Here is a 25,099-nt window from a genome sequence, read left to right on the forward strand (position 1 = left end):
TCTGCGAGAAGTACGACCAGAACTGTTTCGACACGCAATTCGAGCACCGTCCGCTTGAGTTCTTCCGCCCGATGGTCGAGCAGATCTTCGCCCGCGAACCATGGAGCGTCACGCACTGACCCGAAAGTGGTCATCAGTCCTGACCGAAGGCGCCATCGGGGCGGCGAGAACCTATCCCCTGGTTCAGGATTGTCACTTGATTCTCGTTATACACTGTGCTGCAGTAGATTCCGTCCACAATTCTTCCTGACCTCGTCGGCTACATCGCGTCGCGGTTCATCAGGTTCGGTGTGCTTGACCTAGTCGCGGACAAGCCAGAGGCGTCGGCTCGCGACACCGGTGCAGGAAGCCAACAGTGGCGTCATCTTCGATTGTCGCCCAAACCTTTTCGTTGTCCTGCCTCGCGGCAGCTGGCGGAAATCCCGATAGATCAGACAGCTCGGTAGACCGGACGGCCTGCGCCCGTCCCCCGATCGAGTTGTGCATTTCGGACGTGTAAAAGAGTTCGCGCTCCTGCGCGCCCCCTCTTGCGCCTCGACGCCTCTGCCCATACCGTTCGTCAGTAAGCAATCCGTTAAGTAGGCCTTAACGAAAAGAGGCACGTGTCTTCTGAACCCACGATTGCCGTGACCGATGTCGACACAGCGGCTCGTACCATGCTCGGAACTCGGCTCCGGCAGGCCCGCGAACGCGCCCGACTGTCCACGCGGGATGTCGCGGCTCGGGCAGGGGTGAGCGCAGGTTTCATCAGCCAGCTGGAGAACGGCAAGTGCGGAGTTTCCGTCGGAGTGCTGAAGCGCATCTCTGCGGCCGTCGGCATCCCGATGGCCGACCTGCTCTCCGACGAAGCACCCGTTGCGAGGCCCGTGTTGCGGGCGCACGAGAGACCCGTCTTCTCCAGCGATAACGGACTGCAGAAAGTGCTGCTCTAGCGGCCGCCGATCCAGCAGCTCGAAGTGTATGAAGGCACGTTCGAGGTTGGCGGCTCGACAGGACCGGAAGCGTACGCCCACGACAACGCGCAGGAGCTTTTCTACGTGCTCACTGGCCACTTCGAAATCTCGATCGCCTCCGAGACATTCATCCTCGGACCCCGAGACAGCGTGGAGTACCTGTCGTCCGTTCCCCACCGGGCCGTGAACATCGGTGCGACCCCAGCCCAAGCCATGTGGATCACGTCGCATTTCACCCCGCCGATCGACACGAATCCGCTGAGCGCGATACCCGCACACCAGATTAAGGACTGACACCATGGCCACTCGCGACCGCCTGCTGATCACTGGAGGCCACGTCTTCACGCCCGCCGGAATCGTCGAAGAGCCCGTTCTCATCGAGGACGGCATCACCACCGCGATCGGTGCGGACGCGCTCACCACACCCGGTGCCGTCGAGATCGACGCGGCCGGGGGGCTGGTCTCCCCCGGCTTTCAAGACAGCCACATCCACCCGTATCACGCCGGTCTCGACATGATTGCCTGCGACCTGACTCCGTACGACACCGCCGACGGCTACCTCACTCGCATCGCCGAGTACGCGGTGGCCAATCCCGAGCTGTCGTGGATCACCGGCGGAGGCTGGTCGATGGACTCGTTCCCTGGCGGGCTGCCGACGGCGGCCGCGCTGGACGCCATCGTTCCCCACCGGCCGGCGTTCTTTCCCAACCGCGACGGTCACGGCGCCTGGGTGAACACGAAAGCCCTGGAGATCAGCGGCATCGACGATGCGACACCCGACCCGTTCGACGGTCGCATCGAGCGTGACGCCGACGGCCGCGCGATCGGGACGCTGCAGGAAGGAGCCATGGACCTCGTCGCACGGCACATGCCACTGCCGAGCCAGGACGACATGGACGAAGCATTGAAAATCGCTCAGCAGCAACTGTTCGCCTGGGGAGTGACCGGCTGGCAAGACGCAATCGTCGGCGCCACGAACAACACCCCCGACCCCCTCGACTCATACTTGCGCGCAACGACATCCGGCGTCCTGAAGGCGCACGTCGTCGGCGCACTGTGGTGGGACCGCAACCGCGGACTCGAGCAGATTTCCGAACTCGTCGAGAAGCGTGAGCGTGCTCTGGCGGCCGGGTTCGCGGCCACCACGGTCAAGATCATGCAGGACGGTGTCGCCGAGAACTTCACAGCCGGGATGCTCGAACCCTATCTCGACGCGTGCGGCTGCCCCGGGGAGAACATGGGCAAGAGCTTCGTCGATCCGACCACCCTCAAGGAGATCTCGGTTCGGCTCGACGCCCTGGGCTTCCAGCTGCACTTCCATGCCCTCGGCGACCGGGCGGTGCGCGAGTCGCTCGATGCCGTCGAGGCCGCCCGAACGGCCAACGGAGACAACGACCTCCGTCACACGCTGGCACACATTCAGGTGATTCATCCCGATGACATCGCCCGGTTCGCCGAACTCAAGGTGGTCGCGAACATGCAACCGCTCTGGGCAAGGCACGAGGATCAGATGGATCTTCTGACGGTCCCGTTCCTCGGCACCCGCCGGGCCGCGTGGCAGTACCCGTTCGGTTCACTCCAGAGGGCCGGGGCACCATTGGCTTCGGGAAGCGACTGGCCCGTGAGCACGGCGAATCCACTGGAGATCATCCACACCACCGTCAACCGGGCCCCCGCGGGAGCGACCGGCCCGACCGCTCTGCCCTTCCTCGGCGAGCAGGCTCTCTCCCTCGCCGACGCGCTGATCGCACACAGCCTCGGCACGGCCTACCTCAACCACGACGAGCAGCGTTCGGGAAGCATCGAAGTCGGCAAGGTCGGGGACATCGTGATACTCGACCGCGACATCTTCGCCGCCCCGGTGGCCGAGATCGGTTCAGCCACCGTCGTTTACACGATCATCGGCGGCGAGATCGTCTACCACGCAACCTCGACCCTGGTATCGGCATGAGCATCATGGATCTGACCACCGAAGCCACCGCGCCTCCCACCTCCGCGCCCGGCTCGGTTGAACTGCGCTCGCTCACCAAGAGCTACGGGGCAGCCGTTGCCGTGGACAACGTGACTGTCGACGTGCATGCCGGCGAGTTCCTCAGCCTGCTGGGGCCGAGCGGGTGCGGCAAGACGACGACGCTTCGGATGATCGGTGGATTCGAGTTTCCCGACGACGGCTCCATCCAGATCTCGGGCCGCAACGTCGAGGACCTGCCGCCGCACAAGCGCCCGGTGAACACCGTCTTTCAGGCTTATGCGCTGTTCCCGCACATGAAGGTCGCCGACAACGTCGCCTACGGACTGCGCCGCTCGCGCGTGCCGAAGGCGGAGATGGCCGATCGGGTGAGCCGTGCCCTCGACATGGTGAGAATGACCGCTTTCGCTACCCGAAAGCCAGCGCAGCTCTCGGGTGGCCAGCAGCAGCGCATCGCTTTGGCGAGGGCACTGGTGAATCGGCCAGCTGTTCTGCTGCTGGATGAGCCGATGAGCGCCTTGGACCGAAAACTGCGGGAGGAGATGCAGGTCGAGCTGAAGCTGCTGCAGCACGAACTCGGTACGACGTTCATCTTCGTCACGCACGACCAGGAGGAAGCGCTGTCGATGAGCGATCGGGTCGCGGTGATGAAGGACGGACGGATCGAGCAGATCGGCACGGCCTCAAGCGTTTACGATTCGCCGGAGTCGGCCTTCGTGGCAGGGTTCATCGGCAGGCAGAATTCCTTCCCTGGCACGATCACGTCCTTCGATAGCGCCGGGGTGAGCGTGCACACCGCCGGCCTCTCGCTCCATTCCTCGCGCCCGACCAAGGGAAGCCTGCCTGCCTCGAGCGGCGCAGAGGTCACCGCAGCGATCAGGCCGGAGTCGGTTACGGTCACGTCTGCGACGGCGCCCGGTTCCCCGGGTCCTGCGTCAGGCACCCCGGTCAACTCCGTCACCGGGACGCTGCTCGGGGTCTCAGAACTCGGCCACAGCCTGCAGTTGGTGATCCACACGCCGAGCGACGACCAGATTCTGGCCCGTCTCCCCCGAGCTGCCAACCCGCCCACAGAACTCGGTTCGCCCGTGGTTTGTTCGTGGTCAGCCGACGACGTGCGGATCTTCACCTCGTAGCCGCTTGCTCCCCTGCACCGTCTCCCCGTCCGACCTGGAAGGCACGCCATGAATCAGCACCAACCCGTTCGCGCTCTCGTTCCCGAAGCGATGAAGAACTCTCTCACCCGCCGAACCTTCCTCGGCGGCACCGCAGCACTCGGGGTCACCGCGTTTCTCGCCGCGTGCTCCAGTCCGTCGGGCAGCAGCGGCTCCTCATCCGGCGGCCTGAACGTCTACACCTGGGGCGAGTACGACGACCCCGCCGTGCTAACGGACTTCAGCTCGGCCAAGGGTCCCAAGATCACACTCGACTCCTACGGCTCGAACCCCGAGATGATCGCCAAACTCAGTGCGGCGAAAGGCACCACGGGCTACGACATCTGCGTGCCCACCCACTCGTCGGTCCAACAGATGGCGACCGGCGGACTGCTCACCGAACTCGACCTCGCCAAGCTGCCGAACATGAAGAACCTCACCGCGAAAGTCGTCAACACCCCGTTCGACCCCGGCAACAAGTACAGCGTCTGCAAGGACTGGGGCTCGACCGGCTACGTCTACGACACCACCGTCATCAAGCGCGAGCTGACATCGTGGGTGGACTTTCTCGACGCCGCACAGAAAGAGGCATCCGGAAGCCTGTCGCTCCTCGAAGACCAGAACGAGGTCGCATACACCTACTTCTGGGCCAACGGGATCGACGAGAACACGACCGACCCCGGTCTCATCGCGGCCTATCGCTCCTTCATCCTGGACAACATCGCTGCGCACGTGCAGGCCTTCGAGTCGTCGACCAACGCCTCCATCTCCTCCTCCGCCCGCACCCTGATTCACTGCTGGAACGGAGACGCCCGCCTGGGCATACTCGCGAACGCCGAACCCGACAGGTACAAGTGGGTCTGGCCGTCGGAGGGCGCGAACCTCTGGCAGGACAACTGGGCCATCGTCAAGGGTGCACCACACGAAGACGCTGCGTACGAATTCATCAACTACGTGCTCGACCCGGCCGTCTCCCTCAAGGAACTCACCTACATCGGTTACAACACCGGTATCGAAGGAGTCGAGGAAGCGGCCAGAAAAGCCGATATCAAGCGGCCTGACCTGGTCTTCATCAGCGACGACATCATGAAGAAGCTGGTCTACAGCCAAATGAATTCGGCCGACGGCACGATCATCGGCATCTACGACGAGCTAAAGGCCGCGGCGGGCAAGTGACCGCCTTGGAGGGGCGAGCGGGACGAACGGTGCGGATGCACAGCGCGGCGGACACGCAGCCCCCGCGGCTGCGGTTGCCAGGAGGACTCGGCGCCCTGCCGATCAGCGTGTGGATACTGCTGTTCTTCATCCTGCCGTTCGGCCTCGTGGTTTGGTACAGCTTCGGCTACAAACCGGGCATCTACGTAACCCACGCCAACGACATCCTCTCGTTGGACCGATACGGTGAGGCTGCCTCGCCCGCGTTCTTCGCGATCTTCGTTCGCACGCTGAAAATCGCCGGGGTGGGGACCGTACTCTGCCTGGCGATCGCATTTCCGATGGCGTACTGGATGGCTGTCAAGCTGGCCTCGAAATGGCGCGGTGTCGTGCTCGCCCTGGTCCTCATCCCGTACTGGACCAACTTTCTCGTTCGCACCATCGGTTGGCAAATCTCACTGAGTCCAACGGGTTTCGTGTCAAAGACGCTGCAATGGGCCAATTTGACCGAAGGTCCGCTACACGTGCTCTACACCTCGGCTGCGGTTCAGCTCGGCGTGGTCTACAACTATCTGCCGCTGATGATCCTTCCCTTGTACGTGGCGCTGGAGCGTCTCGACCCCAAGCTGCTCGAGGCCAGCCGCGACCTCGGCGGAACGGCGTGGAACACGCTCTGGCGCATCACCGTTCCGTTGGCCGCGCCGGGGGTGACCGCTGGATTACTGCTGGTCTTCGTCCCCCTGATGGGCGACTACATCACCCCAACCGTTCTCGGTGGGGCCAGCGGCAGCATGGTCGGTCAGATGGTGGCCGCCCAGTTCCAGAGCGCACAAAACTGGGCGCTTGGCGCGGCGATGGCCGTGTTGCTCATGCTGGCCATCTTTGGCACGAGCGCCGTGGTCGGCGGCGTTCTCAAGGTGGTCGGTCGCATCGCCACCGCCATGACGTCCCTGAAACTCCCGGTGAAGGAGCCCTCATGACCGTCGCAGCACAGGTGGCGGGTCCCCGTCGTCGGCGCAGGATCCGTCCCGCCGACGCCTTCCTGAACGTCTGGGGAGTGCTTGGTCTAGTGTTCCTCTTCTTCCCGATCGGCGTCATCGTGGTGTTCTCGTTCAACAACGGGCGCACCCTGCAGACCTTCGAGGGATTCGGCATCGAGCCCTACCTCGCGGCCATGTCCAATCCGGCGATCACCAACTCGATCACCGTCTCGTTGATCACCGCCGCCGGCACCGCCGTCGTAGCCACCCTGCTCGGCACCTTCGCCGGAATCGCACTGACCCGTCGGCCCGGCTGGTGGGCGCCTGGACTGCTCGTGCTGTTGGGCCTCGTGATGGTGACTCCGGAGATCGTCAGCGCAATCTCGCTGCTCCCCTGGTTCGTCACCCTCGGCGTCGACTGGGGGCTCACCGGCTTCAACATCGGTCAGGTGCGCCTCATCATTGCCAACTCCCTCTTCGCAAGCGCAGTCGTCACTTTCATCGTGCGGGCCCGGATGATCGGGATGAACGAGTCCCTCGAAGAGGCTGCCGGCGACCTGTACGCTCCGCCCTTTCGGCGGTTCACCGACATCACGCTGCCGCTCATCCGCCCCGCCGTCATCTCGGGTGCGCTGCTCGCCTTCACCCTCAGCCTCGACAACACGGTCGTCTCGTCGTTCGTCTCGGTCGCCGGCTCGACACCGTGGCCGGTGTACATCTTCGCGTCGCTGAAAGCGTCGCTGCGGCCGGAGATTGCGGCGATGTCCACGCTGATGCTGGTGCTCACACTGATCGTGCTCGGCGTCGCGGCCCTGATACTCCGCCGGGATCCGGCGGGTTCGGGTAGCGGGGCCGCCGGCCTCACAGACGCGATGGTGGGGCGATGAGCACGGAACTGAACAACGGTGATACCGGACATTCGTCTGCGTCTGCCACCTTCGTGCTGTAGACGCACCCGGCAGTGTTTGGTCGAGCCGCCAAAACCGCTGGGACGGTTCCTTCCGGTGTGACGTCGCGCCAAATGATCCTGCTGCCAATCGAATGGCTGAAAAAGAAGTACCGCTTGAAACTCGATCGCTGGATGAGTCCCGCCGTCGGACGGCGTTCTACGAGGAAGACAGGTGATTTCCACAATGTCTTCGGGTAAGGCGCTCAGGAGGAGAAGAACATGAGCTTGGTCGACATCTCACGCCCCGGTGGGCCGGGGTTTGACGAGTTGGTTCCGTCGCGCTACGCGCTGCGGGTCGGCGACATCGACGTGCTGGTGATCAGCGACGGGGTACTGCCGATAACCGCCGTCACCATAGCCACCAACGCCGCGCCTGCCGACCTCTCGGCGTGGCTCAAGGACATGTACCTGCCGCCGGAGGTGCTCGACTGGCCGTTGAATGTGGCCGTGGTGCGCAGCGGCGGCAAGACCATCCTCATCGATTCCGGACTGGGGACGGAGTTCCTCGATTTCCCGCGGGCCGGGCAGTTGGCCATGCGACTCGTCGCCGCCGGGATCGATCCGTCCTCCGTGACCGACGTGGTGCTCACCCACCTGCACATGGACCACATCGGCGGGCTGCTCGTCGACGGGCTGAGGAATCAGTTGCGGCCGGACCTGCGTGTCCACCTGGCATCGGCCGAGGCCGAGTTCTGGGAAGCGCCCGACTTCACCCGTACGGTCATGCCGGCGCCGATTCCGGACGTGCTTCGGCGGACCGCCGCGCAGTTTCTGGACGTGTACCGCAGCCAGCTGCGGCCGTTCGAGACCGAGTATGAGGTGGCACCCGGCGTGCTGCTCCGCCGTACCGGCGGTCACACGCCCGGCCACAGCATCGTCCGCATCGAGTCCGGCGGCGAGGCATTGACGTTCGCCGGTGACGCCGTGTTCCAGCCCGGGTTCGACAACCCCCAGTGGCACAACGGCTTCGAACACGACCCCGAGGAATCAGCCCGCGTCCGGGTCCGCCTCTTGAAGGAGCTGGCGGCGAGCGGCGAGCAACTCGTGGCCACTCACCTGCCGTTTCCGTCCGTCTGCCACGTGGCGGTCGCCGGCGATGCCTTCCGATTTGTACCGGCCGTTTGGGATTACTGACCGGCCGGTTGCCACACTGGAGCCAGCTTTTCACCCTCGGCCGACATAGCTTATGGCGCAGGTAGTTTCGCTACCGTCAGCAAAACCGATGATGTTTCGATGGCTTCGAGAGCATGGCGTGAATTGGGGACGATGATCAGATCTCCGGCGGAGCCTTCCCAGGCGTTGCCGCCTGCGGTCAGCCGGACCCGTCCGTGCAGAACGTGGAGGGTGGCTTCGCCGGGGTTCTCGTGTTCTTGGAGTGTCTGACCCGCGTTGAGCACGATCAGTGTTTGGCGCAGGACGTGTTCGTGGCCTCCGTACACGGTGTGGGCGCTGCGCCCGCTGGACGCTCGTTCGGCGGCCGCGAGGTGTTCGCGAGCCAGCGCCGTCAACGACATCTTCTCCATGGCGAGCTCTTTCCGTAGTCGTCGATCATCTCAAAGGCGTCAAGGCGTTCGGCGTTGATCAAGTGAAATCGTCGTTCTCGATCCTCCGTCGTCATAGCCACGCGAGTGCGGCGACGACGAGTGCCTCGGTTCCGGTGTCGAGCGTGGGCTGGAGGACCGGGGCGAAGGCGGCCGAGTGGTTGACGGGAATGTCTTGGGACACTCGCCCGGCTTGCTCGGCTTTGCGGTACGTGTCCGGATCGATACCGCCGAAGCCCCAGTAGGTGTACGGCACGCCGAGCGCGGTCGGGATGTCGCTGAAGTCCTCGCTGGCGGTCCAGATCGGCATCGTCGTGTTGCGGTCGCCGAAGTGCGCGGCGAAGGCGGCCGCGACACGTGCGGTGGTGTCAGGATCGTTGTCGGTCAACGGGAAATGGTCGAACAATTCGAACTCCGGGTCTTTCGGTGATCCCGATGCGTGACATTCACCGACGACGATTCGGTGGATGGCATCCAGGATTGCCGTGCGGACGGCGTCACTGTAGGTCCTGACGTTGAGCTGAAGCACGGCGTGATCTGAGATGACATTGCTCTTGGTGCCGGCGGCGATGCTGCCGACGGTGAGAACCGCGGTCTCACCGGGTGCCGTCTCCCGGGAGATGACGGTCTGCAGCCGAACGACGATCATCGCGGCCAGCACCACCGGGTCGACCGTCGACTGTGGCATCGATCCATGCCCGCCGCGGCCGTGAACGGTGATTCGCATACTGTCGGCCACGGAAAGGACCGGTCCGGAGTGGGTGCCGACCACCCCGGCTGGGGTTGGCAGCACGTGCTGGGCCAGGGCGACATCGACTTTCGGGATGAGTTCGCTCAGATGATCCTCGACCATCGCACGGGCGCCGTCGCCGACCTCTTCGGCCGGCTGGAACAAAGCCACGGCGGTACCGCTCCAGTTCGCGACGCCGTCAGAGAGCAGCTGCGCGGCACCGAGTAGGCAGGTGACGTGGACGTCATGGCCGCAGGCATGCATCACCGGGATCTCGGCTCCGGCCGCATCGGTCACGGTGGTCGTGCTGGCGTAGGCCAGACCCGTCGCCTCCTTGACCGGTAGGGCGTCCATGTCCGCTCGCAACAGCACGGTCGGGCCGTCCCCGTTGCGCATGACCGCGACAACCCCGGTTCCCCCGACGCCCTCGTGCACCGAAAAGCCGGTCCCGCGCAACCGCTCGGCGACCCGCGCCGCCGTGCGGTGTTCCTGGTGGGACAGTTCCGGATGCTGGTGCAGGTCCCGGTAGAACTCTTCCTCCCAGCCTCGGACGCCGTCCAGGCCGGCCAGCACGGCTGCGCTACGCGAATTCGTGCTCATTACTTCTCTTTTCGTCGGCGGGTCAAGAAACGATCGGGCCGCCGCCAGTCGACACGCTCCGGCAGTATCCAGCCCCGCCAGCGCGCAAGCAGGCACAACGCCGCGCCCACCCCCGTCGATACGAGCAGACCCGCCTGCGGGTATCCCCAAAACTGGACGAGCACCAGTGTCCCACTGGCGATCACCGCGCACGTGGCATACAACGTGTTCCCACCGAAGATCGTGGGAATACTGCCCACTGCGATGTCCCGCACGGCGCCACCGCCGACCGCGGTCACCGTGCCCAACAGAATCGCCGGTAGCCAACCCAACCCGAGCGTGAGGGTTTTCTGTGCGCCGACCGCGGCCCAGCAACCCAACGCAAGCGCATCCACCAACGGAAACAGCCGATCCCAGACGCGCCCCTCGAACCGCACCGCAAACGCGACCGCCGCGCCGATCAACGCCGTCGTCAGGTACGCGTAATTCGTCAACGCCACCGGCGTCCCGCGCTGCAACAGAGTGTCCCGGATGATGCCGCCACCGAGACCCGACACGATCGCCAACGCAGCAAAACCGACCGGGTCGAATCCGTGGCGGCGCGCGACCGCGCCGCCGAGCAGGGCGTTGGCGAACACCCCCGTCAGATCGAGCACCCGCACCAGGTCCGGCACTGAGACGAAACCAGTCGCCATCGCACCCGTCCTCTGCAATCGTGCCGGGAACCGTCGGCATCCATCACGCGGTAACCGGCTCACGGGTACCCAGTCGTCACCGTTGTCAACATGGCCCCGGGCAACGGCGCGCGATCAGTGAATGCCTGAGCGGCCGGCGAGGGCGCTGCGCTCGGTCCCGTTGGCGGCATACACGTTAATGCCCGTCTCGGTTGGCGGCCGGTCGCTTAGCCATCCGGCGGCTCCCAATCCCGTTGCGAGGAAGCCTGCCACCCAAGACGTCCATGCGGCGCCAGACCCACCACCTCGCCGAACTCTTCACGGACACCACCTAACGCCCATGTTTCACATTCATGCTGGATTCGTCCGCGCCTTGACGTGCGAGATCGGACTGGCGAACGTCGCGGTCAAATCCATGGCGAGCAACAACGGCGGCTCGGCAGCCACACTCATCGTTGCATCGTGCCTCGCTCCGGCCGTCCCCTGATCGGTGCGCCGGTCGCCCCGTGCGCACACCGCTGACTGGTTTCGCTGAACACGACTCGACGCGGTTTTCAGATCCCGGTGTTTTCGGTGCGCACCGGACTGGGATCGGGCACATGGGGCATGAGCGCGTTCGGCGGGATCTCGCCGAACAGGCCAGCCTGAAAGTCCTCGAGGGCTTGTCCGAGTTCGGCTTTGGTGTTCATGACGAATGGTCCGTAGGCCTCGACATGTTCACCGATGGGTTGACCGCCCAGCACGAGCAGCTCGAGGGTGGGGCTGCGGGAGTCCTGGTGGTCGTCGCCGCGCACCTCGAACCAGTCGCCGGCCCCGAGCACGACCAGCTGACCGCTGCGGATCGGGCGCCCTTCGGTGCCGACGCGACCGGAACCTGCCAAGACGTAGATGAGTGCGTTGAAGGACGGGCTCCAGGGCAGTTGGAGCTGCGCCCCGGGTGAGATCGTCGCGTGGACCAGGGTGATGGGCGTGTGCGTCGACCCGGGCCCGCGGTGTCCGCCCAATTCTCCGGCAATGACCCGCACCAGCGCGCCCGCATCGGCGGATGCGATCAATGTCACCGCCGCTGCTTCAATGCTCTGGTACGCCGGGGCGATCATCTTGCTTTTCGCAGGGAGATTTACCCACAGTTGCACCCCGTGGAACAACCCACCCGACACCACCAAGTCCTCGGGCGGTGTCTCGATGTGCAGGATTCCGGCTCCGGCGGTCATCCATTGGGTGGCGCCATCCTCGATCATTCCGCCGCCTCCGTGCGAATCCTGGTGCTGGAAGCGGCCGTCGATCATGTAGGTTACGGTTTCGAATCCGCGGTGCGGGTGCCACGGCGTGCCCTTGGGCTCGCCGGGCGCGTACTCCACCGCGCCCATCTGGTCCATGTGGACGAACGGATCGAGGTGGGCGCGTGCGACTCCGGCGAAGGCCCGGTGCACGGGGAAGCCCTCACCTTCCAAGCCGGTCGGTGCTGTTGTCACGCTCATCACGTACCGCTCCCGGGCATCGGCCCTCGGGTGGTCGAGGCGCGGGACGCTCAGATAATCGGCTGTCACAGCTGGCATGGGGACGCTCCATCCGTGAGAGGGCGTTGTCAAGGCTCAGAGTAGGCGCGTAGGCGGCGCCACATAACCCTTGATCCCCGATTTGCCAGGCAGGACCCAGATTACGGGCCTGATATGCGCGGTTCGCCGCCCGGGCGGGTCACTCTTCAGGATTTCGACACACACCGTCGCCGAAGGGGTCTACCGTCGAAGGCGCGAGCGTGGGAGATGAGGCCAAATGAGCAAAGCCGACAACGAGCGACAAGACGAATTCGATACGCGCGCAATACATGTGGGTGCCGGTTTCACCGAACGCGAGCATCCCCACGTCCTCGAGACGTTGTCGGGGCTCGGGCCGCACTTGGGCAGATGGAATCCCGACGACGTCGACGTGGAAGTCTCCGTGCATGACCGCGGCGGCAAGGAACAGAGCGTCACGCTGCGCACGACACTTCCGGGATTTCCCCCGCTGGTGGCAAACGCCGCCGAGCAAGACCTGACGCGCGCCCTCGGCGAAGCCAAGCGCGAACTGATCAGTCAGATTGACCGCCACCTGTCAGCGCGTGAGCCAATGAAGAACCGTCGGCTCAGGAGAGAGACGATCAGACATCCAGAATCGGGAACTGGTCGCGGCTAGACCAGGGGGCGCCCGGACGCGATGGTGACCGGTGCCGTGCCCGCGTATGCGCGCAAGCTCTGGGGGTTGTCGAATGGTGCTGGGTCATCATCGATTACCGCCAGAATCCGTGCGGCCGAGACTGGCCGTGTGCCGTGGGTCCGGGCTCTTTGACTGTCATCGCGATCTCGATTTCACCGTCTCCTGCCAGAGAATGACAAACTGGTCTCGATCCACAGCCGGTCGGCGACGACGGTGTCGGTGCTCGAGTCGTCGGCCACGCCCTCGACGTCGCAGTAGTCTTCGTATTGCCCGAGAACTAATTCAGCAGGGGCTTTGGCTCAAGAAACTTGAGTGGAGCCGTGCCAGCTTGAGCACTGATCCGTCGGGTTGCCGCCGCGTGGTATCGGGCTCTGAATATGTTGTACCACAACATAGTTGGGAGGTGATCGGATGTTTTTTGTCGCGGGACGATTGGGCTGAAGTCGACCGCGACATTCACGTGACGGTCGCACAACCCAGCCGGGTGATGATCGGCATCGAAACCGATCACCGCCCATCGCGGGAATCGAATGCACCGGTGAGGGAAGCGTGAAGCCTACAGTCAGTCCATGGCCGCCGACGATCCCCCATCACTGAGGTTGCGCACGCCATCCCGGGACAGCAACGAGGCATTTCCGCAGCTCACGGTCGACCAGATGGCGGTGCTCACGCAATGGGGTCAGCGACGGTCTGCGGTCGCTGGGGAGGAGTTGTTCCGGGCGGGCGACGTCGTCACCGACCTGTTCGTGGTGGCGACCGGGCGGGTGGCCATGCTGCGGCAGAACCACGACGCCGAGGAGGTTGCTCAGGTGCACGGTGAGCGCCAATTGATCGGCGAGTTGGGGATGCTGGAAGGGCAGCCGGCCATGTTCAGCGCCCAGGTACTCGACGCCAGCGAGATCGTCGGCGTCCCCGTAGGCCATCTCAAGGACGTGGCGTTGCAGGATTCAGTGCTCGGCGAAACGATTCTGCGTGCATATCTGATCCGTCGGGCGGATCTGATCGATGCTGGCGCGGGCATGCGCATCGTCGGTTCGTGTTACTCAGCGGACACGCGCCGCCTGCTGGAGTTCTGTACACGAAACCGATTGCCACACCGGTGGATCGATGTAGAGAAGTCACCGGAGGTCGATGCGTTTCTGCAGCGGATGAACGTGGCGCCCGAAGACACGCCGGTAGTCGTGCTCGCCAACGGACGAGTCTTGAAGAACCCGTCGACCGCCGCGCTGGCCGACGAACTGCACCTGCGCGCAGGGTTGCCGGATAGCCAGGGATGCGACCTGCTGGTCGTCGGTGCGGGACCGGCGGGCCTGGCGGCCAGCGTCTACGGCGCCTCAGACGGACTCGACGTCACCACGGTGGACTCGGTCGCGGTCGGAGGTCAAGCCAGCACCACGTCGCGGATCGAGAACTACCTCGGATTTCCCGCCGGCATCTCCGGAGCGGAACTGACCGAACGTGCTGCCGTCCAGGCGCGGCGATTCGGCGCACGCCTCGTGGTCCCCGCGAATCTGATCACGCTGGTAAATGTCAGTGACCACTTCCGGGCCACGTTCGACGGGTACGACGACGTGACCGCCCGCACCGTCCTCGTCGCGTCCGGCGCCCGGTACCGGCGCCTCGATTTGCCGGGGCTTGACCGCTTCGAAACCGCAAACGTGCACTATGAGGCGACAATCCCGGAGCGGCAGGCGTGCGGTGTCGACCCGGTGGCTGTCGTCGGTGGCGGTAATTCCGCCGGCCAGGCAGCGGTGTTCCTCGCCCATACGATACCGAAGGTGTATCTGATCGTTCGCGACCACGAGCTCGGCGCCAAGATGTCCCGCTACCTGGTGGAGCAGATCGATGGCAACCACCGCATCGTCGTCGTTACCGACACCGAAGTTCATGAACTACTCGGTGACGACCGATACCTGACCTCTATCGAGGTGCGCAACAACGCTACTGGCGCACAGAAGACATTGGCGGTGCGAACGTTGTTCGTCTTCATCGGCGCGCAGCCGCAGACGGCGTGGCTTTCCGGGCTCGCCGAACTGGACAAGCACGGATTCATTTACACCGGGGCGGATCTGCAGTCCGTCCCCGTCCCGGGCTCGGAGAACGGTCCGCGCTCCATTCTGGAGACGAGTGTGCCGGGGCTCTTCGCAGCCGGCGACGTCAGGAGTGGAGCCACTAGACGTGTCGCAGCAGCAATGGGCGAGGGCGCCATCGCGGTGGCGTTGGCAGGTCAGTACCTCACCAATACCGGCCGCACCGTGACCTCGTGAGTCCTGTGCCACCACCTGCTGCACGAATGCCCGTCGCCCCTTGCGATATTGGGTCTACCGTCGAGATGTAGTCGCGCAGCAGAGCGCCGACACGGCGTCGTACGTGCGGCGTTGACAACCGGAGGTCAGTGTGAGCGACGACAAGGACACCGCGTTCCCCGTCGATGCGCAACGACGCATCGAGGTGGAACTGACCGAGCTGAGGCAACGCCGGGATCGCATGACAGCCGACTTCGAAGGCGACCGTGACACGGTTGGCGATTCCGGGGACGCGGCTGACGCCATCCAGCGTGCTGACGAAGGAGCGGTGCTCAGCGATCGAATCGCCGAGCTCACACGAATCCTGGAAGGTGGTAAACCGACGTCCGAGACAGCGGGCGAACTACCCGACGGTACCGAGCTCACCTTGCGATTTTCAGACAGCCCGGACGCCGTCCGGCTGCAGGTGGTGCTGATCCAGGAGGAGACCCCCGCGGGCAGGGAAGAGGACACGCTCACCGCGGACAGCCCGTTGGGGCTGGCCCTAATCGGGCACCGGCCGGGGGACACGGTGACCTACATGACCCCTCAAGGGCAACAACAGGTCGAGCTGCTCGACGTCAAGAAGCCCTCCTAGCCGGCCGCCCACGGGCTGCCGGACGTGCTCAGCCGGGCCAGTCCAGTTCGCTACCTCGACTTTCATCCCGCCCAGAATGGTCATACCCCAAGCTGGTGTAGATCCACCCGCAGCGCCAAGTGCTCATCGAGTATTTGGCGCAGCGCGGCGTCCATCGGACGCGCGGACGCGAGGTCGCGGCCGAACCGGCAGTCCACAGCGACTACCGCGCCGTCACGCAGTTCGGCGGTGTCGACCTGATCGACGAACGGATCGAACAACGCGAGCGGCGTGGCCAGGTAATACAACGCCCGGCGCGACTCGTTCAACCCGGCGGCATACATCAGTCCGTGTTGGGTGATGACGAAGCGTTCCGAGGTGATCCTGGCGTTCGGGGTTTCGGCTTTACCCCATGCCATTGCGGCGCACCGGCTCTGTGCCAATCGATCCGGGACGTCGTCAGTCAGCGTGAACAACCTTTCGACGAGTGCTCCACCCATTCGCGGATACGCGTCGATGGCGGGCCTGAAGTACCGCTGAAAGATCTCGCCAAAAAAGTCGTACAGTTGCTCGCTCATCGCGGCTCCCTAGGTTTCAGGCGGACATCCCAATTGTGCGCCCGAACCGCCAGCGAGGGGGCGAATACCGACCTCCGAGACACCTGGCGAACTTCCCGACGGTATCGAGGTGACCCTGCGTTTCTCAGACAGCCCGGATGCCGTCCGGATGCGAGTCGTGCTCGTCCAGGCCGCGCGGCCCGTGGCCCAGCGGCTCGAACGGGTCGGAGCCGTCCGCCGGAATCTCCTGATACGACACCAGCTTCCACGCACCGATGAGACGGTCACGCAAACCTTCGGCCATGGCGCCTCCGTAATCTTGAGGTGACCCTGACGTCGTCGCCGACAAGCGCCTGCACGTGCAGTGACGGCGACTTCCGGTCCGGTCACTCCACGATAGGCGCGCGCTACGGCCCAGGTCGGCGCTCGGGCAAATGCCGACGGGTAGGGCTGCCGGTCCCACCACCGTGTGGTTGCCGCGTTTGCGGGCGGGGATGAGACCGGACACCCCTTGGCCGTGTGATGTCTTGCCCACGGGCCCATCGCCGCCATCTCCGGGCTACCGGCAAGGCTGCGTGATGGGCGACTGTAGCGTGACGACCGTGAACTCCTCTCGTACGTCTTCTGCCGTCGCGTTCGTGGCCTGTGCCGCGTCGTTCGTCATGACTCTCTCCGCATGCGGCTCCTCCGAAACCGCAACCGCAGCCGGTGCGTGCCCCACGGCGGCCCCGGTAGCCGGTGGCACACCCGAATGGACGCTCCCTGGGGCGAGCGGCAGCGTCGCGGTAACCGGATCCACGGATACGACGGCGCCGTACGTCAAGGTGGACGGACCATTCAGCGTGACTGAGACTCAGGTACACACGCTGCAGGCGGGTGATGGGCCGGTCGTCGCGGACACGGCGACGGTTTCTGTCTGCTACATGGGCGTCAATGGACGTGACGGGGCTGTGTTCGACAGCAGCTATGAACGCGGTGCTGCGGCCGACTTCCCGCTCGACGGAGTCGTGCCGGGGTTTCAGAAGGCCATCGCAGGACAGAAGGTCGGCTCCACGGTCGCCGTCGCAATGAACCCTGCCGACGGCTACCCGAACGGTCAGCCCAGTGCTGGGATCCAGAAGGGTGATTCGCTCGTCTTCGCGATCAAGATCCTCGGCACTTCGAGTTGAGCTGCGACGATCTGAGCCGCGCGATCAGGTGACGAACACGGGGACCCGCATCGCCCCTACACAGCCGGTGTCATAGCCGTCGGGTCGGCTCAGGAAGTCGGCAACGACTGCGCGTCCGCATTCCGATTGCGAGTACACGTCATGCCCGATGGCCGGGAACCGGACGACTCTGCTGTTGGTCAGCGTCGCTGCGGCGTCGTCCGCTTGGCTCGGCTGCGTGATCGCATCGAACGTGCCGGCGAGCAGAAGTACTGGAATATCGCTCTGCACGGGAGTATTCACGCTCGGGTCGGCACGACCGACGTTCCACACCGGGCATTCATCCATTAGTCGAGCGAATTGCGGTTGAATCGCCAGAACCTCAGCGGGAAAGCCGGGAAGAACTTTGTGAGTCGCGGCCGCAATTGCATCGGATGTCGTGAACGCCGCAGCTTCCCTGCACATCACGCCATACCTGAGGCCGTAGCTCATCAGATCGACGGAAGGAACCGACGCCTGCACCGCCTCGGCAGCAGCACGGCCGTCACCGCTCGCTGTCGCGTGAATCATCTGAGGCAGCGAGGCGTACAAAGTTGCATCCGAGCTTCTAAGCACCACGACGTTGGAGAACTTGTAGCCGTCGACAACCACCTTCTGCGCCGATCCATCAGCGGATGCCGGAACATCAACGGTCATCGGCGTTTCCGCCAACCGCGCAACGGTGGCGGTGAATTCATTCGCGAGGTCGGGATAGGCCTGCGCACAGGTGGGCTGTGCGGCGCAGGCGTCGAACACCGCTTGATACCCACCGGCAGCGCTCCCCCACAGGTGGGTCAGCAGATTGTTCTGGGGCGGCGCTACGGAGTCGAGGACGACACTGCTGACGCCCTCGGGATGATCGCGCATCAACTGCAACGCCAGGTCCGTGCCGTAGGAGACGCCGTACACATGCCAGGAGTCGATCCCCATCGCCGTCCGCAGGTCAGCCACATCGGCCGCGTTGGCAACACCTTGAGACTGACGCCGACGCAAATTTCATCCTTTAACCGTGGTCCATTGCCTTGCAACAGACTCCGGGATTGAGCGATTACTTCTCAGCTTTCAGTAGGCCACCCGATCAGATAGAGCCAGAAACGTCAAGGGCCGCAATCGATTCGGGTCCAACTCGATCCCTGCGGCCTTCGGCAGCAGCTACGGCCGCAACGACTAGCTCGGAGACGTCCCCGGTTGCGACGACGTCGAGCAGCCCCTAGGTCGGAGCCTCCGGGCCGCCCATCGGTACCGCCACGATGCAGGTGAGCGTCGGTGGTGTTGGCCCGGTGACCATCAGGTACAGATCAATGGTGGCGCAGAACAATCCGAGGCAAATGCAACGCTGCCATGGGAGAAGCAGTATCCCGTGTACAACGAGATTGAGTCCTCGGTCGCCGCCGACGGCGGCGACACAGAACTCATCTGCAGCATCGTCATGGACGGTAAGTTGCTGGCTTCAAGAGTGAACCGCGGCCCACATGCAGATTCGCTTTTTGGGGCTGACGGCCGCCGGATCGCAAGAGGCCGGTCGCGCCGCGGTCATTCGTTCAGCGGTTCTAGCCGCCACCGGTGTTGATGTTCGACGACAGCGTGATGAAGTAGCCGTTCTTCCACACGCCCCAGCGCCCGCCCCATCCCGAGATCCAGATCACCGGCTCCCCATTCCAGAACTCGGCGGGCTTGGGCGGTGCATTCGGCGGTGGTATCTCACCCATGACCGGCACCGGCGGCGGAACCGGATCGGCGCTCGCCGAAGTGGCGCCCAGGCCCAGGATGGCTGCGGTGAGTCCGGCCGCCACTGCAACGGCAGACAGGGTGGGCTTGATCAAGGTCATGCGTATGACTCCAGCGTTGAGACGACATCCGGCTACTTAGCAGGAATAACCACCCTACGCGATGGCCAAACGCTTCGGACACCAAGTGTCGCTTCGCCAACCTGCATGACAACCGAACACGACCCAATCGAATGTGGCGTGTCAACAGTGACTCGACGGTTCATGATGGAGGTCATGGAATCGACCCGCGTGGACCGCTGGTTGTGGGCGGTCCGTCTGACCAAGACCCGGCCGGACGCCGCCTCGGCCTGCCGAGGCGGGCATGTACGCGTCAACGATCGGCCGGCCAAGCCGGCGACGACCGTGTCCCCTGGTGACGAGGTGCGCGCCCTGGTGGGTGACGTAACGCGGATCGTCGAGGTGGTTCGGGTGATCCAGAAGAGGGTCGGTGCAGCCGACGCCGTGACCTGCTATCTCGATCGAACGCCCGCACCGCCGTCGACTTCCGCCCTTGCGGTGGCGGTCCGCGATCGCGGTGCCGGGCGGCCCACCAAACGGGACCGGCGACTCCTGGACCGGTGGCGCGCCAGCCAGGGGTGAATGGTCAGCCGAGTTCGGCGACCGTGGCGCGCAACCGGGTCAAGGCTCCACGCGCGAGTTCGCCCAGCTCCTGTTGGTTGTCCTCCGCGACCCACGATGCATATGCCTCCTTGAAGGCGAGAACGCCCAACTCTGCCGCGAGGGTCGCCACCAGGTCTTGGACGCCACGAGCGCGCAACGCACCCGCCATGGCCGCCGCGAGGCCGACCTGTTTGAGCGCGTCCCGCTCTTGCAGTTCCGTGCTGGTGGCGATGACGGCACGCAACCGAGGCCCAAGCTCGCGATTGAACGGCGTCATCGCCGCAGTGGCCTGCTCCAGCCCGGCGGCGACGGCGATCATGGGGCCGGCATCGGCGGGCGCTGCAGAGATGCCTTCGACGAAGAGCCGCGACAGGGTCTCCTGACCAGCGGCCAGTACTTCCCGCTTGTCGGGGAAGTGCCGAAAGAAGGTGCTCTTCGTCAGGCCGGCGCGGTCGGCGATCTGGGCGACGGTGGTGTCGTCGTAACCCCGCTCGGAAAAGAGATGGAGCGCGGCCGCGACGAGCCGCTCGCGCGCATCGGGTTCCCATCGGGGCATCGCGTCATCCTACTGATGGGACCTTTATCGCGTCACCCTGCTACGGTAATGGGACATCAGTCGCATCACTAGAAGGAGTCCCTCGTGCGCGTCTTCGTCACCGGTGCTGCCGGCGGAATCGGTTCCGTGGTCGTTCCCGAGCTGATCGCCGCGGGCCACGAAGTCGTGGGCCTGGTTCGCTCCGACGCCTCGGCTCAAGCCGTCAGCGCAATGGGAGCCTCCGTGCTCCGCGGTGATCTCAACGATCGCGAGAGCCTGGGCACCTGCGCGGCACATTCGGATGGCGTCATCCACCTCGCCTTCGGCAACGACTTCAGAAACTTCGAGAAGTGCGTGGCCGAGGAGACTTTCGCCGTCGAGGCACTAGGTGCCGCTCTCGAAGGTAGCGGCAAGCCGCTGGTCATCGCCTCCGGCACACCCGCCACCCCCGGACGCGCCTCGACAGAGCAGGACGCGATGCCGACGGACGGCCCCGTCGGCGGTCGCGGTCGCAACGCTCAGGCCGTCGTCGCCCTGGCGACCAAGGGTGTTCGCTCAGCCGTTGTCCGACTCCCCCGGTCGGTTCACGACCGCGGCGGTCCCTACGGATTTGCCGGACTGCTCATCGAAGCTGCCCGCCGCACCGGAGTCTCTGGCTATGTCGGCGACGGCACCCAGCGATGGCCAGCAGTGCACCGAATCGACGCCGCCCGACTCTTCCGGCTGACTCTCGAACAAGCCGCTCCTGGCACGGTGGCGCACGCCGTCGCCGATGAAGGCGACGCGATGCGCGCCCTCGCCGAGGTCATCGGCCACCAACTCGACCTGCCCGTCGACGCCGTCCCTGCAGAGAACTTCGGGTTCCTCGGCAGCGTCTTCGGGGTCGACCAACCCTCCTCGAGCGCACTCACCCGCGAAGGGTTTGGGTGGCAGCCCACCCATCCGAGCCTGCTCGACGATCTCGAAGCCGGAAGCTACCCGGCCTGATGCTGATCAGCCGGTTCGCAACGGCTTAGGGCGTCGGCGGCGGAACCGGCGCGTCCGCTGGCGCCGCGGCAGGGTCAGCAGGCGCCGCTGGCGCCGCGGCAGGGTAAGCAGGCGCCGCAGGCGGCGCGTATCCGGGCGGCGGCGGCCCGTTGAGCGGGTAGTACCCGGGAGGAAGCGCCGGGCCCACCGCGTTCGGGTCCTTCGGTAGCGCGGGAGTCGAGGACGACGGGTCCGTCAGTGACGTGTACCCGGGCGGCAGTTTCGGGGCGGGACCGGCTCCTGGTGGCGGGACGCCGGCTGCGGGCATCCCGTCCGGCGTATCGGCTGTTCCATACGGGTCTTGGGCCTGGTGCCAAGCGTCCCTGAGAAAGCCCAACGGGCCGGAACCCGAGCCGTACGACTGGTTGGCGATCTCTGGCACCATCGGTGGGCCAGGGGGCGGGGGGGCAGGCGGACCCACCGGTGCATCCGCGACGGGCTCGCCGGGGGCCGGCGGGAATGGTTCCGGATCCGCTGCGGCGTGGCCTGCCATGGCCAGTGCGCCGCCGGTGATGAACAACCCCGCGACCGCGAGCCTCGCGGCGTTGGCGAACCGAGTGGCACTCTGACGTTCGATCATGAACCTGGTTGTCCTCTCTTGTGACACTCCGAGGAGCGCCGGACCCGACTCCGGGCTAAAGGCTAACGCCTTCCCCGAGCGGCGTCACCTCGTTCACGCGCTGAATCCGCCAATCCGTCGATCAGCTGGCCCGCCTGCGACGCAGGTGGCACCAGCCCCCCGGTTACGACGTGCCTGCGGCGCCAGGGCGATCGGAAGTGGTGTTTACTCGGGTCATCGATTCCGAGAAGCTCGTCGCCTCGAGCGTCAGTTGAGTGGTCAGCGTCGGTTGCCTCACCGAGGGATATCGGCCTAGAAGATCCAACTCAGCGCGACAAGGGGATTCGATGTCATGAACGACCAGATCGGTATCGGCGTCATCGGGTGTGGCGGCTTCGGGCTGTTCGCGCTGCAGCAGTTCGCCCAGGTGCCAGGGGTGCGGTTGGCCGCGATGGCAGGCACGGCGCGGCCGGCATCCGTGGCGGCGGCCCAGCGGTACGGGCTCGTCGACGTCGTCGACGTCGCTCGCCTGCTCGAATTGCCGACCGTGGACCTGGTCTACATCGCCACACCGCCGTTTCTGCACTATGAGCAGTCCAAGCTGGCCCTCGCAGCAGGCAAACACGTCATCTGTGAGAAGCCCCTCGCGCTGACGGTCGAGCAGGCGGACGAACTGGTCGGGCTCGCACGGCGACAGGACCTGCTCCTCGTCGCGAACCTGATGCAGCGATACAACCCGCTGTACGACATCGTCGGCCAGATCATCGACCGCCGGCCGCTCGGCGAGTTCCTGCACGGCTATTTCGAGAACTACGCCTCGGACGAGAATCTTCCGCCACAGCACTGGTTCTGGGATGCCAGCAAGAGTGGCGGAATCTTCATCGAACACGGAGTTCACTTCTTCGACATGCTGAGCGGCTGGCTCGGTGACGGTGAAGTCGTTGCCGCACATGCCAGTTCAAGACCCGACGGGTGCGAAGACCAGGTGCAATGCACGGTGCGCTACCCCGGCGGATCGCTGTTCAACTTCTATCACGGCTTTCATCAGCCAGGGCGGTTGGATCGCCAAGAGCTCCGACTGGTGTTCGAACGCGGCGACCTACTGCTGCAGGGTTGGGTGCCAACCAGCATCCGCATCCACGCGGTGGCCAATGAGTCGCAGACGCGCGAACTGAGCGAAATACTTCCTGGCGCACGGATCGACGTGTCGACCACGTACGGCCCGCGCGATCGGGCGTTCTACTCGCACGGACACGACCACGACGCCTATCAACGGTTCGACCTTCGCTGGGATGGCCTGGAGAAGATGCCGTTGTACTGCGATCTGCTGCGTCGCATGATGTCGGATCAGGTGGCATGGATACGCGAGCGCGGGCACCAGCGAAAGGTCGACGAGCAGAACGGGCGTGACTCGGTGGCGATGGCATGCGCTGCCGATGCACTGGCACACCACACCGACGCTCGCCTCTGACGCGAGAGTGGGAAGACGTATCCACGTCTTTCCACTCTCAATTCATAGCGCACCGGGGCGCTTGCGGCAAGACCCGGGTCTCCCCCCAAACTGGCTGGCCGAAGCCACAACTCGCCAAGATGCGTCGGTGAATTGCGGTCTACCCCAGATTGGAGCCGAAGACTTGAACCCACTTACTACGAGCGCGTTCGACCTTCCCGACCACCTCGCGGCCAAGGCAGACCCGGCACTGATCGCCGGCGACGAGCAACACTTCGCCGCCATCGCGGCGAGCCTCGGGCGGTCCATCGCCGACCTGTCCGCCCGCCTCGATGAGGAACGCAGGTCTCCCGGCGGCGCAGCGCAGGCCGCGATGGAACGGGACATGGAAATACACCGCCTGACCGCTCGCTTGCGCTCTCTGCGGCGCTTCGGCTTGGTCGCTGACCCCGGAGTCGTCGAAGGGTCTCGAGTTCGATCTGGTCGTCCTCGTCGACCCCGAGGCGTTCGGCGAGGGTGTCGAGGGCGCGGTCGACCGTTATGTCGCGATGACGCGGGCTACCCGACAACTCGTCATCCTGACGACGTCGTGACGTCGTGAAGGTGGTGCACCGGGTCGTGGATGAAGTACCGTGCCAGCGTCTCGATAGTGAATTCGCTTCCGTCGCTACGGAATCCCTTCCTCTCCCACGCATCGTCCGGCACGGATTCGAAGGCGGCCGCGAGACTGTCAGCCGCCGTCGTCAGCTCCGCTGCGACGGTTGGCGGGTCCTGTTCGCGGTAGCGCGCAGCCACCGCGGTTGCGTCCTGGTCCCAATCGTCGAACCGGGGTTCGTCGACGTCGAGCATCAGAGCCAGGCGTACCGCGAAGATGCGGACGACGTCGCGCACGTGTGCCCCGTATTCGAGAGCCGACCACGTGGTGGCGTCGGGGCGCCTCGCCACGTCGTGGCGTCGCAACACCGCCGGCCAAGCTGCGGCGTTCTCCTTGAGCAAGGTGGCAACGTCGCGGGCGGAGACCGCCGAGGCATCGAAGCCGCACTCGGGGCACTCGCGTCGCAACACCCACGTCCAGTTCTTGGTGTCGGATCGGATGGCCATGCGCCGATCGTAGGGGCGTTCCGTCTCGACACGACAGTCGTTTTCGGCCATCCGGCGGGCAATTGCTGCCATTCCCGACCGGTTACTCCGCGACGGAGGTCACGGCTACGACTTCCTCAGTGCTGACGACGGCAGTGGCATAGTTCGGCATGTTGACCTCGATGGCGGCGTTCATCTCCCGATCCGAGTAGCTCGCCGTCGCATCCCGACCACCGTGAGCTCGTCGTAGTGACAGGATGAGCCGCGTGGCAGAGCGAGTGTCCTTCCCTAGCACCACCGGCCCCACCTTGGCCGGCATCATCGACGTGCCGCACGGCGAGGTGCGCGGATGGGGTGTGTTCGCCCACGGATTCACCCTCGGCAAGGACTCTCCCGCGGCGAGCCGGATCTGCAGGCAACTCGCCAGCGAGGGCATCGGCATGCTCCGCTTCGACAACCTCGGTCTGGGTCATTCCGAGGGCGACTGGGGTGACGGCTCTTTCTCGCACAAGGTCGACGACACCGTCCGCGCCGTGGAGTTCATGAACGGGTCGCGCCGCGAGGTCACGCTGC

Annotated in this window: 28 protein-coding genes and 1 pseudogene; 16 read left to right on the forward strand and 13 right to left on the reverse strand. The window is 65.0% G+C overall.

Annotated elements, in window-relative coordinates:
* Window positions 1-602: 602 nt before the first annotated feature.
* The 8 genes from relB to QOI01_RS00610 all read left to right on the forward strand — a co-directional run bounded on the left by relB (window position 603) and on the right by QOI01_RS00610 (window position 8,294).
* Complete coding sequence (relB, locus tag QOI01_RS00575; protein WP_526377595.1) at window positions 603-932, forward strand: type II toxin-antitoxin system RelB family anti-toxin; 330 nt, start codon at window positions 603-605, stop codon at window positions 930-932.
* A gap of 24 nt (window positions 933-956) precedes the next feature.
* On the forward strand, window positions 957-1,247 hold the full coding sequence (locus tag QOI01_RS00580; protein WP_526377597.1) for a cupin domain-containing protein: 291 nt from the start codon (window positions 957-959) through the stop codon (window positions 1,245-1,247).
* Window positions 1,248-1,251: 4 nt separating this feature from the next.
* The gene (locus QOI01_RS00585) at window positions 1,252-2,904 is read left to right on the forward strand and encodes an amidohydrolase (RefSeq protein WP_526377599.1); all 1,653 of its coding nucleotides are present in this window, start codon (window positions 1,252-1,254) and stop codon (window positions 2,902-2,904) included.
* The gene (locus tag QOI01_RS00590) at window positions 2,901-4,058 is read left to right on the forward strand and encodes an ABC transporter ATP-binding protein (protein ID WP_526377601.1); all 1,158 of its coding nucleotides are present in this window, start codon (window positions 2,901-2,903) and stop codon (window positions 4,056-4,058) included. The genes QOI01_RS00585 and QOI01_RS00590 overlap by 4 nt, the downstream gene beginning before the upstream one ends.
* Window positions 4,059-4,106: 48 nt before the next feature.
* The gene (locus tag QOI01_RS00595; RefSeq protein ID WP_526377603.1) at window positions 4,107-5,252 is read left to right on the forward strand and encodes an ABC transporter substrate-binding protein; all 1,146 of its coding nucleotides are present in this window, start codon (window positions 4,107-4,109) and stop codon (window positions 5,250-5,252) included.
* Window positions 5,249-6,211, forward strand: coding sequence for an ABC transporter permease (locus QOI01_RS00600; RefSeq protein WP_526377605.1), 963 nt, complete (start codon window positions 5,249-5,251; stop codon window positions 6,209-6,211). The genes QOI01_RS00595 and QOI01_RS00600 overlap by 4 nt, the downstream gene beginning before the upstream one ends.
* Window positions 6,208-7,098 carry an ABC transporter permease gene (locus QOI01_RS00605; RefSeq protein WP_526377607.1) on the forward strand — a complete coding sequence of 297 codons (891 nt, stop codon included), beginning with the start codon at window positions 6,208-6,210 and terminating at the stop codon, window positions 7,096-7,098. Before QOI01_RS00600 ends, QOI01_RS00605 begins: the two co-directional genes overlap by 4 nt.
* 281 nt (window positions 7,099-7,379) lie before the next feature.
* On the forward strand, window positions 7,380-8,294 hold the full coding sequence (locus tag QOI01_RS00610) for an MBL fold metallo-hydrolase (RefSeq protein ID WP_526377609.1): 915 nt from the start codon (window positions 7,380-7,382) through the stop codon (window positions 8,292-8,294).
* 50 nt (window positions 8,295-8,344) lie between these two features.
* On the opposite strand, the gene QOI01_RS00615 is transcribed toward QOI01_RS00610, so the two are convergent.
* The 6 genes from QOI01_RS00615 to QOI01_RS00640 form a co-directional block, all read right to left on the reverse strand.
* Window positions 8,345-8,683, reverse strand: a complete 339-nt coding sequence (locus QOI01_RS00615) for a cupin domain-containing protein (protein WP_526377611.1) — start codon at window positions 8,681-8,683, stop codon at window positions 8,345-8,347.
* A gap of 91 nt (window positions 8,684-8,774) precedes the next feature.
* On the reverse strand, window positions 8,775-10,031 hold the full coding sequence (locus tag QOI01_RS00620; RefSeq protein ID WP_526377613.1) for an amidohydrolase: 1,257 nt from the start codon (window positions 10,029-10,031) through the stop codon (window positions 8,775-8,777).
* Window positions 10,031-10,705 (reverse strand): TRIC cation channel family protein, encoded by a 675-nt coding sequence (locus QOI01_RS00625; protein WP_526377615.1) that lies wholly within the window; start codon window positions 10,703-10,705, stop codon window positions 10,031-10,033. The genes QOI01_RS00620 and QOI01_RS00625 overlap by 1 nt, the downstream gene beginning before the upstream one ends.
* A gap of 533 nt (window positions 10,706-11,238) precedes the next feature.
* Window positions 11,239-12,243 (reverse strand): pirin family protein, encoded by a 1,005-nt coding sequence (locus QOI01_RS00630; RefSeq protein WP_526377617.1) that lies wholly within the window; start codon window positions 12,241-12,243, stop codon window positions 11,239-11,241.
* A 139-nt stretch (window positions 12,244-12,382) separates the two neighbouring features.
* Complete coding sequence (locus QOI01_RS00635) at window positions 12,383-12,775, reverse strand: hypothetical protein (protein WP_526377619.1); 393 nt, start codon at window positions 12,773-12,775, stop codon at window positions 12,383-12,385.
* An 80-nt stretch (window positions 12,776-12,855) separates the two neighbouring features.
* A complete protein-coding gene (locus QOI01_RS00640) occupies window positions 12,856-12,966 on the reverse strand; it encodes a transposase (protein ID WP_526377649.1) in 111 nt (36 codons plus the stop codon).
* Window positions 12,967-13,449: 483 nt separating this feature from the next.
* Here QOI01_RS00640 and QOI01_RS00645 point away from each other — a divergent pair, with 483 nt between their 5' ends.
* Together QOI01_RS00645 and QOI01_RS00650 are read left to right on the forward strand one after the other, a co-directional pair.
* Window positions 13,450-15,147 carry an FAD-dependent oxidoreductase gene (locus QOI01_RS00645; protein ID WP_526377621.1) on the forward strand — a complete coding sequence of 566 codons (1,698 nt, stop codon included), beginning with the start codon at window positions 13,450-13,452 and terminating at the stop codon, window positions 15,145-15,147.
* 130 nt (window positions 15,148-15,277) lie between these two features.
* On the forward strand, window positions 15,278-15,763 hold the full coding sequence (locus QOI01_RS00650) for a GreA/GreB family elongation factor (RefSeq protein WP_526377623.1): 486 nt from the start codon (window positions 15,278-15,280) through the stop codon (window positions 15,761-15,763).
* An 80-nt stretch (window positions 15,764-15,843) separates the two neighbouring features.
* On the opposite strand, the gene QOI01_RS00655 is transcribed toward QOI01_RS00650, so the two are convergent.
* A complete protein-coding gene (locus QOI01_RS00655) occupies window positions 15,844-16,320 on the reverse strand; it encodes a glucose-6-phosphate dehydrogenase (RefSeq protein WP_526377625.1) in 477 nt (158 codons plus the stop codon).
* Between the two features lie 124 nt (window positions 16,321-16,444).
* Window positions 16,445-16,603, reverse strand: a complete 159-nt coding sequence (locus QOI01_RS00660; RefSeq protein ID WP_526377627.1) for a hypothetical protein — start codon at window positions 16,601-16,603, stop codon at window positions 16,445-16,447.
* 298 nt (window positions 16,604-16,901) lie between these two features.
* On the opposite strand from QOI01_RS00660, the gene QOI01_RS00665 reads away from it, so the two are divergent.
* Window positions 16,902-17,468 carry an FKBP-type peptidyl-prolyl cis-trans isomerase gene (locus QOI01_RS00665; protein ID WP_526377629.1) on the forward strand — a complete coding sequence of 189 codons (567 nt, stop codon included), beginning with the start codon at window positions 16,902-16,904 and terminating at the stop codon, window positions 17,466-17,468.
* A 24-nt stretch (window positions 17,469-17,492) separates the two neighbouring features.
* Here QOI01_RS00665 and QOI01_RS00670 read toward each other — a convergent pair whose 3' ends face one another.
* Window positions 17,493-18,437: an alpha/beta fold hydrolase gene (locus QOI01_RS00670; RefSeq protein ID WP_526377631.1), complete on the reverse strand. Its 945-nt coding sequence runs from the start codon at window positions 18,435-18,437 to the stop codon at window positions 17,493-17,495.
* Window positions 18,438-19,036: 599 nt separating this feature from the next.
* Window positions 19,037-19,315, reverse strand: a complete 279-nt coding sequence (locus QOI01_RS00675; protein WP_526377633.1) for a hypothetical protein — start codon at window positions 19,313-19,315, stop codon at window positions 19,037-19,039.
* A 174-nt stretch (window positions 19,316-19,489) separates the two neighbouring features.
* On the opposite strand from QOI01_RS00675, the gene hslR reads away from it, so the two are divergent.
* Window positions 19,490-19,855 carry an Hsp15 family ribosome-associated heat shock protein gene (gene hslR / locus QOI01_RS00680; protein WP_526377635.1) on the forward strand — a complete coding sequence of 122 codons (366 nt, stop codon included), beginning with the start codon at window positions 19,490-19,492 and terminating at the stop codon, window positions 19,853-19,855.
* Between the two features lie 4 nt (window positions 19,856-19,859).
* Here hslR and QOI01_RS00685 read toward each other — a convergent pair whose 3' ends face one another.
* Window positions 19,860-20,432, reverse strand: coding sequence for a TetR/AcrR family transcriptional regulator (locus QOI01_RS00685; protein WP_526377637.1), 573 nt, complete (start codon window positions 20,430-20,432; stop codon window positions 19,860-19,862).
* Window positions 20,433-20,516: 84 nt separating this feature from the next.
* Here QOI01_RS00685 and QOI01_RS00690 point away from each other — a divergent pair, with 84 nt between their 5' ends.
* On the forward strand, window positions 20,517-21,398 hold the full coding sequence (locus QOI01_RS00690) for an SDR family oxidoreductase (RefSeq protein ID WP_526377639.1): 882 nt from the start codon (window positions 20,517-20,519) through the stop codon (window positions 21,396-21,398).
* A 25-nt stretch (window positions 21,399-21,423) separates the two neighbouring features.
* Here QOI01_RS00690 and QOI01_RS00695 read toward each other — a convergent pair whose 3' ends face one another.
* Window positions 21,424-22,017, reverse strand: a complete 594-nt coding sequence (locus QOI01_RS00695) for a hypothetical protein (RefSeq protein ID WP_526377641.1) — start codon at window positions 22,015-22,017, stop codon at window positions 21,424-21,426.
* A 331-nt stretch (window positions 22,018-22,348) separates the two neighbouring features.
* On the opposite strand from QOI01_RS00695, the gene QOI01_RS00700 reads away from it, so the two are divergent.
* Together QOI01_RS00700 and QOI01_RS00705 are read left to right on the forward strand one after the other, a co-directional pair.
* Complete coding sequence (locus QOI01_RS00700; protein ID WP_526377643.1) at window positions 22,349-23,467, forward strand: Gfo/Idh/MocA family protein; 1,119 nt, start codon at window positions 22,349-22,351, stop codon at window positions 23,465-23,467.
* 419 nt (window positions 23,468-23,886) lie between these two features.
* Window positions 23,887-24,039: pseudogene (locus QOI01_RS00705) on the forward strand (ATP-binding domain-containing protein); the annotation flags it as partial.
* On the opposite strand, the gene QOI01_RS00710 reads toward QOI01_RS00705, so the two are convergent.
* On the reverse strand, window positions 24,020-24,547 hold the full coding sequence (locus QOI01_RS00710; RefSeq protein ID WP_526377645.1) for a DinB family protein: 528 nt from the start codon (window positions 24,545-24,547) through the stop codon (window positions 24,020-24,022). The pseudogene QOI01_RS00705 and the gene QOI01_RS00710 sit on opposite strands and share 20 nt — an antisense overlap.
* Window positions 24,548-24,792: 245 nt before the next feature.
* Here QOI01_RS00710 and QOI01_RS00715 point away from each other — a divergent pair.
* A partial coding sequence (locus tag QOI01_RS00715) for an alpha/beta hydrolase family protein (protein WP_526377647.1) occupies window positions 24,793-25,099 on the forward strand: 307 nt, incomplete at its 3' end.

This window comes from Mycobacterium sp., from assembly GCF_032162605.1.
In the GTDB taxonomy this organism is placed as follows: Bacteria; Actinomycetota; Actinomycetes; order Mycobacteriales; family Mycobacteriaceae; genus Mycobacterium.

What these genes read in the sequence shown, in the direction of transcription:
- QOI01_RS00585 (WP_526377599.1), top strand. Translation starts at nt 1,252, where the DNA reads ATGGCCACTCGCGACCGCCTGCTGATCACTGGAGGCCACGTCTTCACG.
- QOI01_RS00590 (WP_526377601.1), top strand. Translation starts at nt 2,901, where the DNA reads ATGAGCATCATGGATCTGACCACCGAAGCCACCGCGCCTCCCACCTCC.
- QOI01_RS00595 (WP_526377603.1), top strand. Translation starts at nt 4,107, where the DNA reads ATGAATCAGCACCAACCCGTTCGCGCTCTCGTTCCCGAAGCGATGAAG.
- QOI01_RS00605 (WP_526377607.1), top strand. Translation starts at nt 6,208, where the DNA reads ATGACCGTCGCAGCACAGGTGGCGGGTCCCCGTCGTCGGCGCAGGATC.
- QOI01_RS00610 (WP_526377609.1), top strand. Translation starts at nt 7,380, where the DNA reads ATGAGCTTGGTCGACATCTCACGCCCCGGTGGGCCGGGGTTTGACGAG.
- QOI01_RS00615 (WP_526377611.1), bottom strand. Translation starts at nt 8,683, where the DNA reads ATGGAGAAGATGTCGTTGACGGCGCTGGCTCGCGAACACCTCGCGGCC.
- QOI01_RS00620 (WP_526377613.1), bottom strand. Translation starts at nt 10,031, where the DNA reads ATGAGCACGAATTCGCGTAGCGCAGCCGTGCTGGCCGGCCTGGACGGC.
- QOI01_RS00625 (WP_526377615.1), bottom strand. Translation starts at nt 10,705, where the DNA reads ATGGCGACTGGTTTCGTCTCAGTGCCGGACCTGGTGCGGGTGCTCGAT.
- QOI01_RS00630 (WP_526377617.1), bottom strand. Translation starts at nt 12,243, where the DNA reads ATGCCAGCTGTGACAGCCGATTATCTGAGCGTCCCGCGCCTCGACCAC.
- QOI01_RS00645 (WP_526377621.1), top strand. Translation starts at nt 13,450, where the DNA reads ATGGCCGCCGACGATCCCCCATCACTGAGGTTGCGCACGCCATCCCGG.
- QOI01_RS00655 (WP_526377625.1), bottom strand. Translation starts at nt 16,320, where the DNA reads ATGAGCGAGCAACTGTACGACTTTTTTGGCGAGATCTTTCAGCGGTAC.
- QOI01_RS00660 (WP_526377627.1), bottom strand. Translation starts at nt 16,603, where the DNA reads ATGGCCGAAGGTTTGCGTGACCGTCTCATCGGTGCGTGGAAGCTGGTG.
- QOI01_RS00675 (WP_526377633.1), bottom strand. Translation starts at nt 19,315, where the DNA reads ATGACCTTGATCAAGCCCACCCTGTCTGCCGTTGCAGTGGCGGCCGGA.
- hslR (WP_526377635.1), top strand. Translation starts at nt 19,490, where the DNA reads ATGGAATCGACCCGCGTGGACCGCTGGTTGTGGGCGGTCCGTCTGACC.
- QOI01_RS00685 (WP_526377637.1), bottom strand. Translation starts at nt 20,432, where the DNA reads ATGCCCCGATGGGAACCCGATGCGCGCGAGCGGCTCGTCGCGGCCGCG.
- QOI01_RS00695 (WP_526377641.1), bottom strand. Translation starts at nt 22,017, where the DNA reads ATGATCGAACGTCAGAGTGCCACTCGGTTCGCCAACGCCGCGAGGCTC.
- QOI01_RS00700 (WP_526377643.1), top strand. Translation starts at nt 22,349, where the DNA reads ATGAACGACCAGATCGGTATCGGCGTCATCGGGTGTGGCGGCTTCGGG.
- QOI01_RS00710 (WP_526377645.1), bottom strand. Translation starts at nt 24,547, where the DNA reads ATGGCCATCCGATCCGACACCAAGAACTGGACGTGGGTGTTGCGACGC.